The organism is Fibrisoma limi BUZ 3, assembly GCF_000296815.2.
Classification (GTDB): Bacteria; Bacteroidota; Bacteroidia; order Cytophagales; family Spirosomataceae; genus Fibrisoma; species Fibrisoma limi.
The window spans coordinates 234,179-246,501 of record NZ_CAIT01000009.1 but is presented as its reverse complement, the minus strand read 5'-3'; the positions used below and the strand labels follow the sequence as shown (position 1 = coordinate 246,501).

Annotated in this window: 7 protein-coding genes; 1 reads left to right on the top strand and 6 read right to left on the bottom strand. The window is 54.3% G+C overall.

Annotated features, from left to right (window positions below):
- Nucleotides 1-7 precede the first annotated feature (7 nt).
- The 3 genes from BN8_RS20520 to BN8_RS20510 all read right to left on the bottom strand — a co-directional run bounded on the left by BN8_RS20520 (nucleotide 8) and on the right by BN8_RS20510 (nucleotide 7,944).
- Nucleotides 8-3,133, bottom strand: a complete 3,126-nt coding sequence (locus BN8_RS20520) for a SusC/RagA family TonB-linked outer membrane protein (protein WP_009283855.1) — start codon at nucleotides 3,131-3,133, stop codon at nucleotides 8-10.
- A 319-nt stretch (nucleotides 3,134-3,452) separates the two neighbouring features.
- Nucleotides 3,453-4,874, bottom strand: coding sequence for a RagB/SusD family nutrient uptake outer membrane protein (locus BN8_RS20515; RefSeq protein WP_009283854.1), 1,422 nt, complete (start codon nucleotides 4,872-4,874; stop codon nucleotides 3,453-3,455).
- Between the two features lie 28 nt (nucleotides 4,875-4,902).
- On the bottom strand, nucleotides 4,903-7,944 hold the full coding sequence (locus BN8_RS20510; RefSeq protein ID WP_009283853.1) for a SusC/RagA family TonB-linked outer membrane protein: 3,042 nt from the start codon (nucleotides 7,942-7,944) through the stop codon (nucleotides 4,903-4,905).
- A 141-nt stretch (nucleotides 7,945-8,085) separates the two neighbouring features.
- Between BN8_RS20510 and BN8_RS20505 the strand changes: the two genes are divergently transcribed.
- Complete coding sequence (locus tag BN8_RS20505; protein WP_009283852.1) at nucleotides 8,086-9,423, top strand: amidohydrolase; 1,338 nt, start codon at nucleotides 8,086-8,088, stop codon at nucleotides 9,421-9,423.
- A 45-nt stretch (nucleotides 9,424-9,468) separates the two neighbouring features.
- Here BN8_RS20505 and BN8_RS20500 read toward each other — a convergent pair whose 3' ends face one another.
- From BN8_RS20500 to BN8_RS20490, 3 genes are read right to left on the bottom strand one after another with little or no spacing between them, the layout of a single operon-like run.
- The gene (locus tag BN8_RS20500) at nucleotides 9,469-10,266 is read right to left on the bottom strand and encodes an SDR family oxidoreductase (RefSeq protein WP_009283851.1); all 798 of its coding nucleotides are present in this window, start codon (nucleotides 10,264-10,266) and stop codon (nucleotides 9,469-9,471) included.
- 44 nt (nucleotides 10,267-10,310) lie between these two features.
- A complete protein-coding gene (locus tag BN8_RS20495; protein ID WP_009283850.1) occupies nucleotides 10,311-11,219 on the bottom strand; it encodes a S66 peptidase family protein in 909 nt (302 codons plus the stop codon).
- A 53-nt stretch (nucleotides 11,220-11,272) separates the two neighbouring features.
- Nucleotides 11,273-12,271: an ion channel gene (locus BN8_RS20490; RefSeq protein ID WP_009283849.1), complete on the bottom strand. Its 999-nt coding sequence runs from the start codon at nucleotides 12,269-12,271 to the stop codon at nucleotides 11,273-11,275.
- Nucleotides 12,272-12,323: the final 52 nt, after the last annotated feature.

The window sequence follows — 12,323 nt, the reverse complement described above, 5'->3', positions numbered from 1 at the left end:
TTGTGGGTTAAAAATTCGCGCTGACGCCGAAGGTGTACGTGCGAGCCTGGGGCGTTGAGTTGCGGTCGACACCCGGCGCAATGTTGGTGTTCCGGTTCGTCGAAATCTCGGGGTCAGCACCGGTATAGTTGGTGATGATGAAGGCATTCTGCACCTGACCGTAGAGCCGTAGCGACGCGATGTTCGCCTTGCGGAGGAAGTCGTTGCGGAAGGTATACCCCAGCAGGATGTTCCGGCCCCGGATAAAGTCACCCTTCTCCACGTTTTCCGAAATCGGGTTAGCCGATCCGTTCGAAACGTTGTCGTTCAGCACCGGCCGTGGAATGTTCGTTACGTCGCCCGGCTGTTTCCAGTAGTTCAGTACATCGGTGTGGTTGTTCCACGGGCGCTGGTCGCGCAGACCGGCTTTCGTACCGTTGTAGATGTAGTTTCCACCTGAATATTGCAGGAAGATACCCAGTTCGAGTTTACCGTAGCGGAAGGTGTTATCCAGACCACCGTAGAACTTCGGCAGGGCATTCCCGATCACCACCCGGTCGGTACCGGCAATGGCAGGCGCTACTGCACCGTCGGATACGTAGGTCCAGCGCTGGGCCGGAGCCGCCGACTGGTCGTACTGCACCTCGCGGCCGGCCGCGTTGATGAAAATCCGCCGACCGTTTGCCGGATTCACGCCGTTGGTCCGGATGGCGTAGATGCTACCAATCGACTCACCAACGCGCACAATGTTGGAGCCCTCCAGACCACCCGTCGATGGGAAGATGTCAGCATTGTTGTTGGCCAGCGACAGTACCTTGTTCTCCAGGTACGTAAAGTTGAAGCTGGTCGTCCAGGAGAACAGCCCACGTGAAATGTTATTGCTCGTGAGGGCAAACTCAATCCCCTTGTTTACCATCGACCCTACGTTGTTGGAGATGCTGTTGCCCGGAATACCCCGCGACGGCGCCTGCGGTTCAGAGAGCACCAGATCGCTCACTTTCTTGTTGAAGTACGTCAGCTCGCCGGTAAGACGGTCGTTGAACAGACCAAACGCGATACCGAGGTCCGTATTGGTACCAATTTCCCAGCGCAGATCCGGGTTACCCGCCTGCGAGAAGACGAACGTCGGCACGGTTCCATACAGACCCGATGAGAACAGGCTCAGAGCCGAGAAGTCGCCGATACCCGTGTTACCCACCTGCCCGACACTGGCGCGCAGTTTAAACTCGTTCAGGACGGTGCCAAGACCGGAATTTTTCCAGAAACCTTCTTCGGAAATCCGCCAGCCGAGCGATCCGCCCGGGAACGTACCCCATTTCCGGCCGGGTGCATAGGCAGAGTAGCCGTCACGACGCAGGTTGAACGTAAACAGGTATTTCTTGTCGAAGTCGTAGGTCAGACGACCGTAGTACGACAACAGGCCATTCTGCGTCTGGAAGTTGCCCGATGGAGGCAGGTTGGTCGTGAAGTTACCCTGGTAGCTGGTGAAGAAGGGGTCTGAGAGACCCTGGCGGGCACCACCCCAGCGATTGACCGTGTACTTCTGCGCTTCCGTACCGGCCACTGCTTCAAAGTTGTTCTTGCCGAAGCCGAAGTTATAGGTGAAGTAGTTCTGCCAGTTCCAGAGTTTAACGTTCGTGTAGATATTGAACGCCTGTCCGCCGGCCGCGCCACCTTCGCCGTGGATACTATTGCGGAAGTCGATGTCTTCTACCGTAGTCCGGTCGATACCGTACGACGTACGGAACGTTAGCCCTTTCAGCAGGTTCACATCCATGAAGACGTTGCCCAGGATGTGGTTGTTTTCCGACGTAAACTTACTCAGTTCGATGTCCGGCAGTGGGTTATAATAGCCACTGGGGCCGATCAGGTTGTTGCCCAGGCCCAGGCTGTTCAGCGACCGGCTGATGTTGTAGCTGCCATCCGGGTTGCGGGGGGCTACGTTGGGAGGCAGTACCAGCGGCAGACGACCCAGACCACCGATGCTGAAAGGCCCGGTAGTGCCGGTGTTCGGTGAGCGGTTGAAGCTGTTAGCCAGCGTAAGGTTGGAACCGACACGGATGGCTTTGTTTAGCTGGTGCGAAATGTTCATGCGGCCCGTAAGGCGGCTGAAATCGTTCTTGACGATCATACCCTCCTGATTTGTGTAGCCAACCGAGAAGGCGTAGCGGGTTTCTTTTGTCCCACCGTTTACGTTCAGGTTGTGGCTGTGGGACAGCCCTGTGCGATAGATCAGATCGAACCAGTCCGTGTCGACAATGCTGCCATCGGGATTGAGGGTCGGGAAAAACTGATCCGCCAGTCCGGCATTGCGGGCCGCTACGTTTTTGTACTCGATGAACTGCTGGGCGTTCAGCATGTCGAACAGCCGGAAGGGCTGCGTACCGCCAATCCAGCCGTCGTAGGAAACCTGCGCGCGGCCTTCTTTCCCTTTCTTGGTCGTGATCAGAATAACGCCCGCTGCGGCCCGTGATCCATAGATGGCCGTTGCTGATGCGTCTTTCAGGATGTCGAGCGATTCGATGTCGTTCGGGTTGATGTCACCCAGCGGGTTGTTTACGGTGAAGCCGCCGGCCGATACGTCGCCTGAGTTGATGGGCAACCCGTCGACTACGATCAGGGGCGAAGATGAACCGTTGATCGACGATACACCCCGTACACGAATAACTGGAGCGTTGTTGAGGACACCGTTGGGCGTCGTGATGTTTACCCCGGCCGCCCGACCCTGCAGGGCCTGATCGAAGCTTTGCACGGGTTTGTTGGCAATTACCTCACCACCTACCGTGGAGATGGCACCCGTAACCGTACGCTTGCTTTGCGTACCGTAACCAACTACAACGACTTCGCTAAGGTTGGTCGAGTTGTTCACCAGTGCTACATCGACAACGGTACGGTTGCCGACGGCTACTTCCTGACTGGTGTATCCGATGAAGCTGAAGATGAGCCGGCCATTTCCCGGCACCGCAAGTTGATAATTCCCCGACGCATCGGTGGTAGCGCCCCGCGTCGTCCCTTTTACCTGCACACTCACGCCCGGTAGAGCGGAGCCGTCGTCTGATGAAGTAACACGCCCGCGTACTGTTACATCCTGCGCTAACAAGGGCACACGGGACAGTATCAGAAGCAGCAAAGCTCCCAATAGAGATTTGTTCATAAAGTGATTAAAATTAAATTTAGGTTAAAAAAACGTGATTTTGGGAAGCAAAAATAATCGCCATTTTTAAAAAGACTATTCTACAGATTTAATATTTTTCAAACTATAATTCGGCATTGGTAAGATTTCTCAAAAAATAGTTAATGTATATAGAATATATAGTTTTATGGTAATGTAATCTTGCCGATGCAAAGGAGCGCCCAAGAATCCGGCCAGGCTTTGATTTGAACCGTTTTTGACAGGGATAAAAGCATCCAGCCTATTAAAAATCAAAAAGCCGACCGACCATCGGGTCGGCTTTTTGATAGGGTGAACCTGATCAGTAGCCCGGATTCTGGACCATCTGCGGGTTCGCGTTGATTTCTGCCTGCGGAATGGGTAACTGGAATTTCGGGTCGTTTATGGCCAGCCCCGGTCTTACGTAGGTGGTGCCAGTCCCGTCGGCGCGGTCGCCGAATCTGGTGACACGCGCAACGGGCAGATTCCGGCGCTTCAGGTCGAAGAAACGGTGTCCTTCAAAAGCGAGTTCAAGGCGACGTTCCAGGTCAATAGCCGCACCAAGGGCATCGCCGGTTTCGGTAGCCTTGCTGGCGTCGAAGCCGGTGTAGCGGTTCACCCGTAGTCGATTCAGGTCCGCCAGCGCATCAGTGTCTTTTCCCAGACGATACAGTGCTTCGGCCCGGTTCAGGAGCACTTCGGCCGTACGGAGCACTTTCACATCAACCACGTTGGCGTTCCCGGTTGCCCGGCCCAGGTATTTGGCAATGTGGTTATAAGGCGTGCCGGAGAAACTGCTGGTAGTAATACCGGCCGTAAGCCGAACATCGTTTTTCGCGTACTTCGTGTACAGGTCGTAGTCACAGACGTATTCCGAACGAATTCCCGTGGCCGAAGCCTGGCTGTAGTTAACCCCCACAGCCAGGTTGTCCTTGTCGATGATGCGTAGTTTGAACAATACACCCTGTTCGGTTGCATCCCTGAAAATGGCCGGGAAAGCCGTGAGGCTACCGACATCGCTGCTGGCTGTCAGTGCTTTGGTGGCCGCATCTATCGCTTTCTGCCATTCGCCCCGGTATAGATAAACCCGCGAGAGCAACCCGTTGACGGCTGTTTTATTCAGCCGACCTACGCCGTTGGTGGCGTTGATGATCGCTTCGGCTTCCACCAGATCGGCTACTACTTTATCGTACGTCTGCCGGACTGGCTCCCGGCCGGGTTTCTGCGTCGGGTCGGTGCTGGTAATGTACGGAACGCCGAGGTCACTGGCCGACGCCTGGACGTAGCCTTTCGCATAAACCCGGGCCAGATCGAAATGAGCTAGTGCCCGGGCGGCCAGGGCTTCTCCCCGGAAATTGTTACGCTGGGCTTCGTTAGTCAGTTTGTCAAGGTTTTCCAGTACGGCATTGGCCCGGCGAATGGCCGTGTATGCATTAAAAAACAAGCCGGAAGTTGCTTCACCCGAGTAAAGGTACTCGCTGAAGTTGCGGTTTGTCAGACGCCCCCGCTGGCACAGAATCAGGTTGTCGGCCAGCAGATCGGGTACGATGATAAAGTCGCCCCCGTAGTAGCTACCCCCCAGAAAACCACTGTACATACCGTTGACGGCATTCTGAAAATCCGTAGGGGTGGCAAATGCCTGATCAGACGTAATGGAGTTGTACGGAACCAGGGTCAATTCTTTATCGCAGCCAGTCAGCATCAAACCGGAAAGCAATGCTGCACTGATGGTTATCTTTTTCATGTTGATGTTTGATCGGTTAAGAAGTTACTTAAAACGCGATGTTCAGACCGGCGGTGTAGCTGCGAACGGTCGGATAGCTGAAAATCGAAATCAGACCACCCCGCAGCGCGTTAGCGTTTCCTTCGCCACTACCAATGCCCACTTCCGGATCGCCTTTGTACTCAGCCGCCCGGTAGAACAGATTCTGCCCTTGCAGAAAGAAGGTTACATCAGAGAACTGATCGCTTGTACTCGCCGGTCTTTTAAAGCCGATGCTTCTTAAGAGGCTATTGGGCACTGAATAGGAAACGGTCACGTTGCGCAGGCGGATGAAATCGCCTTTCTGCAGGAAGCGGTCGGTCGTACGCGTTACCCCGGTCGGACGCGGATTCGGTGAGTTGTCGCCGGCCTGCTTCCAGTAATCGAGGGCGAAAGCAGCCTGCTGTGAAGCCCGGTTGGCTCCGTCGGATACCAGTGTCTGCCAGATGTTGTTGTAGATGTAGTTACCGCCGGAATAGTACAACTGAGCCGACAGCGCCAGGCCTTTGAAACTGACGGTGTTGAAGATGGAACCGTAGTAGCGCGGGTCCGGCGACTTGCCGTTGAGCGTCACGGCATCACCGCTGCTGAATACGTTGGTTACCTCACCGTTTTTGTTCAGATACTGTGCATCGCCGTTGGCTGGATTCACGCCCGCCCAGCGGTTCAGGAAGTAGACATCGATGGGCTGACCCACGACGTAGCGCGACAGGCCGTTGGGAATCTCCGTATTGTTATAGAGCGCCGTAATCCGGTTGCGGTTGAGCGTGATATTGCCACGCAGCGTCCAGCGGACATCCTTCGTGCGTACGAGGTCGTAGGCCAGATCCGCTTCGATACCCCGGTTGTTCATACTACCTACGTTTTCCAGGCGGCTCGAAAAACCCGTTACGTTCGACAGCGGTACAAACAGCAGCAGGTCCTTCGTATCGCGGTTATAGACTTCTACTACGCCCCGCAGCCGTTGGTTGAACATGTCAAATTCGACCCCCAGGTTGGTGCTCTGGCTGCGCTCCCAGGTTAGGTTAGGGTTAGCCAGTTGCGTCGGTACGGCGGATGACGACGTACCGTAGCTACCGTAGCCATAGAGGCCAAGTGACTGGTAGTTACCGATGTTGAAGTTACCCGCCGTACCGACAGCAGCCCGTATTTTCAGGTTGCTGATAAACGCTACGTCTTTCATGAACGCTTCCCGCTTCAGGTTCCAGCCGAGTCCTACGGCCCAGAACGTACCGTAGCGGTTGTTAGCCCCGAAGCGCGACGAACCATCCCGACGAACCGAGGCTTCGAGCAGGTACTTCTGATCAAAATCGTAGTTCAGGCGGGCAAACAGCGAGTACAGCGCCCAGTCGCTCTTGCCGGTTGTGGCCTGGGTGGGCGTCGACGCGTTGTCCTGCGTATTAACGTTACTCGACGGAAAGCCTTTGGTGCCCAGGGAATAGCTCTTGAACGAGTTCTTGGTAAATTCCGTACCGCCCAGCAACCGGAAGTTATTCCGATCGGCCAGAGTAAAGTTATACTGGGCCGTGTTGGTCCAGATGTAGTTGAAATTCGTGCTGCCGTTGTCGGTTTTAGAACCGGGGGCCGATGGGTCGCCAACGTACTGGTCCAGAATAGAGCCTGGCTTAATGTAGTATTCGCGGGCAAAATCGATGTAGTTCAGACCGATCGTGCTACGGATGTCAAGGTTTTCGATGGGGGTGATGCCGACATAACCCGTGGCCAGCCCATTCAGTGTACGGCTTTTCTCCGGGTTGTTGACAATAGCCTCCGAGATGCTGAATCCCTGGTGGGTCAGGTTGTAGGAACCATCCGGGTTGAATTCCGGCTCGTACGGATTGTACGTGTACATCGCCCGGAAGGGGCTCTGGGCGTTGTTCCGGTCGCGCAGCAGGGTTTCATTCCGAACACTTACGTTGACGGTCTGACCGGCCCGCAGCCACTTGTACGGACGGAACTCCAGGTTCAGCGTACCGATCTGACGCCGGTAGTCAGAACCATTGTTGATACCCTGTTCGCCGTAGTTCTGCAAACCCAGGAAATAGCTCAGTTTTTCCGAACCACCGCTCAGGTTGATGGTTTCGGTATGTTGCTTGCCCTGACGGAGCAGTACGTCGAGCCAGTTCACCGACTGCGCATTGAGTTCATTCCAGATGGGTTGCAGATCGGCGGGAGTAGCGCTGGTAATGCTGGCGATGTTTTTTGTCCGGAGGTAATCGGCCACGTACGAGTTTGCATAACCCAGGTCATACTCATACTGAAGCTTCTGCTGCGAACTCATCAGCTCAAAGTTGTCGGGCGTTTTCTCGCTGACGCCGTACCGCAGATTCACTTCAACCCGTGGTCCTTCGGTCGGAGACGGCTTGCGGGTCGTTACCAGGATTACGCCGTTCGAGCCCCGCGACCCATAGATCGAAACGGAGGACGCATCTTTCAGGACCGAAATCTGGTCGATGGCTGTTGTCGGAATGGCCTGATAGGCGTCGGCCGTAACAGGCACCCCATCCACTACGTACAGCGGATCGGAGCCGGCATTGAGCGACCCGACACCCCGGATTCGGATGAAGGCTGGTGCCCCGGGCCGACCGTTCTGGTTAGTGATCTGAGCCCCCGCGATCTGACCCTGCAACTGGTTGCCCAGGTTAGCCAATGGGATATTCACCAACTCCCGACCCTGGATGTTGGCGATCGCACCGGTCAGGCTGGCCCGCTTCTGGGTGCCGTAACCGACTACAACCACTTCTTCCAACGCTTTGTCGCTGGCCTGCATCGCTACGTTGATCGTCGTCTGGTTATCCACCCCTACCTCCTGATTAGCAAATCCAATAAAGCTGAATACCAATCGGGCATCGCTAGGTACATTAATGCGGTAATTACCCGTAGCATCGGTGGAGGTCCCCCGGGTAGTACCTTTAATCTGCACACTCACGCCCGGCAGAGCAGAGCCGTCGTCTGATGAGGTTACGCGGCCGCTTACAACTACCTCTTGTGCCATGGCCGGCAGGCAGAACAAGACGGTGAGCAGGCAACTGATAAATAGACGTTTTTCCATAGAGTTTATTAGATGAATTGTTTTGCAAATTTAGTGTATGTACAGTAAATCTATGCTACGGAACAAAATGTTCGGCATATTGTTTAAGGTATTTTGTAAATTGCCAAACAAAATATAAATCATCTGAAATTGTATAATTTTATGATTGGATTTAAAAAAATAGCCATTCTGACCTTGGCTACTTTCACTTTTACGCTGACGTACTGCGTCGTTTTTGCGCAGGGCCCATCGTTGAAACCCCGGATTGATAAACTGGCCGAGGGAATGGAGAAAAAGGTTGTGGCATGGCGCCGGGACTTCCATCAGCATCCGGAGTTAGGCAATCGGGAGTTCCAGACAGCCGCTAAAGTGGCCGCTCATTTGCAGGCACTCGGTATGGATGTGAAAGTGAACGTAGCGAAAACGGGCGTAGTCGGCATATTGAAAGGAGGGAAACCAGGACCGGTTGTGGCGCTTCGGGCCGATATGGATGGACTGCCGGTGACCGAACGGGTCGACCTGCCGTTTAAGTCGGAGGTGCGGACGGAATATAACGGACAGCAGACCGGGGTGATGCACGCCTGCGGACATGATACGCACGTTGCGATGCTGATGGGCGCGGCCGAAGTCCTGGCCTCGGTCAAAAATGACCTGCGCGGTACGGTCAAATTCATTTTCCAGCCGGCCGAAGAGGGAGCACCGGCTGGCGAGGAAGGTGGCGCGCAACTTATGGTAAAAGAGGGCGTACTCGAAAACCCGAAAGTCGACGCCATTTTCGGGCTGCACATCAATTCGCAAACCGAAGTTGGTACAATCAAATACCGGCCCGGTGCTACCATGGCGGCTGTTGACTCATACGCTATCAAGATTAAAGGCAAGCAGACCCACGGGGCATCGCCCTGGACCGGTGTTGACCCCATCGTAACAGCTTCGCAGATTGTTATGGGCTTACAAACGATCGTAAGTCGGAACCTGCCGCTAACCGACAACGCGGCCGTAGTAACGGTTGGCGCCATTCACGGTGGCATTCGGCAGAATATCATTCCCGAAGAGGTGAATATGATCGGTACGATTCGTTCGCTGGATGCCAATATGCAAAAGACAATACACCGCCGGATTGGTGAGATTGCCACGAACATTGCGGAGAGCGCCAGCGCCAAGGCCGACGTTTCGATCGATGTGATGTATCCTATTACGTACAATGATCCCAAACTCACGGATCAGATGATTCCGACGCTGGAAACGCTGGCCGGAAAGGACAACATCAGACTGACGCCAGCTCAAACGGGGGCTGAAGACTTTTCGTTTTACCAGCAAAAAGTGCCTGGTTTCTTTTACTTCCTCGGCGGTATGACCAAAGGCAAAAAGCTTGAAGACTCAGCGCCCCACCACACGCCCGACTTTCAGATTGACGAAAGCTGCTTCGTACTGGGTATGAAATCGCTCTGCCACCTGACGGTCGATTATATGGATCAACACGCGAAAGTAGCCAGCCGGTAAACGCGAATAATTCAAAAGCCGACCTAAGACTGGTCGGCTTTTGAATTATTCGGGCTTGCGGTTCCGGACAATCCGGGAGATAAGACCTGGTAAAAAACGCTTGAGGTAGATGCCATAGGTTTCGGTTCCGCCGATGTAAACCTCTTCCCGCTCGCTTTCTACGGCCTGCCGCAATTTTTGAGCGAATACATTGGGTAGCATCCCTTTGTCGATGTTGTCGTCCATCCGGCCGTGAAGCTTTCCTTCTGAATTCAGGGCAGAGAAAGACAAAGGTGTTCGAATATAGCCGGGGCATACGATGGTTACACGGATGCCCTTATCGTACGTTTCGGCCCGGAGCGAATCAAAGAAACCATGCAGCGCGTGCTTGCTGGCGCAGTAGCCAGAACGTTGTTTGGTTCCCAGTTTTCCGGCTACGCTGCTCGTTACGATGAAATGGCCGCTACCCTGAGCCAACATGAGCGGTAATACGGCTTTCGTCAGGGCAATTACCCCGAAAAAGTTGACCTCCATAATGCGCCGATACACCTCAAAATTGGTGTCGGCTACATCACTGCGCTGGGAGATACCGGCGTTCTGAAATACGTAATCGATTCGCCCGAAGCGTTGCTGCACCGTTTTCACGTGACCAGGCAGGCTATCAATATCCGTCATGTCGAGCGGTAAAACCAGGACATCCGATGCGGGCAACTTTGTCAGGTTGGCAACACGCGTCAACTCCTCGGCCCGACGCGCTGATAGTACCAGTTTAGCGCCGTGGCTGGCCAGTTCAAGGGCAAACGCTTCGCCAATACCCGAAGACGCACCGGTAATCCAGACAACTTTTTGAGAAAAGGTAGACATAGGGAATGATACGTGAGTTGGTGGAATTATGGGCTTGCCGTATACTAGTCAAACCGCAGCCGCGCCTGCTCGGTAGTTACGTCAAGCGTCACAGCACGGCCGATGGGCAGGGTGAGGTTCATGTCAACGTGTCCGGCCGGAAAATTAAACAAAACCGGATATGAAACATCGTGTACTGCATCAGCAATGATGGCAAAAGCATCTTTTTCGAAGGGTAGCGACGAATTGATACGCATGTCGGTAAACTGACCAACCACCAGACCCGCCAGCCTGGCCAGTCGCCCCGACCGACGTAGTTGCTGCATCATCCGATCGAGTGAAAAGAGGGTTTCGTCAATGTCCTCAATGAATAGAATTACGCCTTCGGGTTCAATGTCCGTCGGGGTGCCAACGGAGTTACACAGCATCGTCAGATTACCTCCTGCGAGTCGCCCGCTGGCCAGGCCGTACCGGTTAAGCGCATGGGGCGGTATGATGTATTCGTTGGGGCCGTTTCCAAACAGCCATTGCCTGAGCGAATCTACGGATTCGCCAACCCCCTCGTTGCCAAACTGGCGGGGCATAATCCCGTGCAGGCTCTGTATTCCCCGATTGTAGAGCCGACTTAGCAACACCGTAATGTCGCTGAACCCAACCAGCCATTTGGGTGACTGATGTATGCCCGTCAGGTCGAGGTCGTCAACGATGCGGTAGCAGCCATAGCCACCCCGGGCGGCAAAAACGGCCCGAACGGTCGGGTCGTCGAACATGCGCTGTAAATCAGCCCGGCGTAGCTCGTCTGATCCGGCAAAGGGACCATCGGTTGCCCGAAGGCTTTCCCCCTCGATCACCTGAAGCTGCCAGTCGTCGCGGAGAATGCGTAAGCCTGTTGTTAATTCACTATAGGGAAAGTGGCTGGCGGGCGCCACTACGCCCACCGTGTCGCCGGGGCGTAGGAAAGGAGGTTGCAGCAAAATGTTAAACCGGTTAAATAAATCGAAATTGAGTTGATTATGCCGGAGCCTGGTCAGTTAAGGGCAGCCGGCGTCGTGGCGTCAAGCAGGTTGAGGTCAAGAGTGACCACTCCCTGCTTACTACCATCAAACATGGGCTGGTACTTATGGCCCCACAACACTTCATTGTACCGGTACGAACACCGGGCATGAACCGTCTGGGAAAACGTATCGTCGATAGCCCGGAGCAAAATTAGAAATTCGGCGTCAGATTCGGCGAGGTCTTCAGGGGTGCAGCCATGGAGCGGGCTTTCGTCAGTGATGGGATGAACCAGCGTCCAGTTTGTCGGAAAGAACGTAACTTTTTTACGCTCCAGATTCAGTGTGTAATACCGACGCTGTTTTACGCCCTTATGAACTTCCAGCCGGGAGAGCGACACTTCGACTTCTACGTCGATGAGCTGGTTGGACCGGGCGTTAATGATCCGGAACATCCACGCGTTTACGTCCAGATACGGTGCAAAAACGGCTTGTTTGGCAAAACGGATATGAGCAACCGGCCGCGAGAACCGGCCATACAGGAGCCCCGTTACCAGGGCAAACGCCAGCAACCCCACCAGCGATTCGAATGATGATATGGTACTCGTGATAAAACTGTTGGGGTAGATATGGCCATACCCAACGGTTGTCAGGGTCTGGGCGCTGAAGAAAAACGAATTCCAGAACCGACCATACAGTGTAAGGTCCGCGATGCCCTTCAGATTCTCGGCCCCGAGCAGCAGATAGATCCCGGCAAAGAGCAGATTAACCGTCAGATAAAACAAACCCACCAAGGCCAGGAACTGGGGCCAGCTCATGGTAATCAGCCGGTTATACAGGTTAACCCGATCCCAGAATGGTTCGTTGGCACGCTGAATATTAAAGCTGCCGTCTTTGTTAATCAGCCGCGAAAGTGGATCGTTTAGTTTGGTGCCAAAACCAAGATCCTGGCGTTGCTCCTCCTGAAGTACAAGTTTACTGTCGCCACCATGGAGACTGCCAGATTGAGTGAGGGTAGTTGATCGAGCTTTCACAAGACAAGTCGTTTATGCAGACAGTTGCACGGATATAAAAATTTTTAAGACA

What these genes read in the sequence shown, in the direction of transcription:
- BN8_RS20500 (WP_009283851.1), bottom strand. Translation starts at nt 10,266, where the DNA reads ATGTCTACCTTTTCTCAAAAAGTTGTCTGGATTACCGGTGCGTCTTCG.
- BN8_RS20505 (WP_009283852.1), top strand. Translation starts at nt 8,086, where the DNA reads ATGATTGGATTTAAAAAAATAGCCATTCTGACCTTGGCTACTTTCACT.
- BN8_RS20515 (WP_009283854.1), bottom strand. Translation starts at nt 4,874, where the DNA reads ATGAAAAAGATAACCATCAGTGCAGCATTGCTTTCCGGTTTGATGCTG.
- BN8_RS20520 (WP_009283855.1), bottom strand. Translation starts at nt 3,133, where the DNA reads ATGAACAAATCTCTATTGGGAGCTTTGCTGCTTCTGATACTGTCCCGT.
- BN8_RS20510 (WP_009283853.1), bottom strand. Translation starts at nt 7,944, where the DNA reads ATGGAAAAACGTCTATTTATCAGTTGCCTGCTCACCGTCTTGTTCTGC.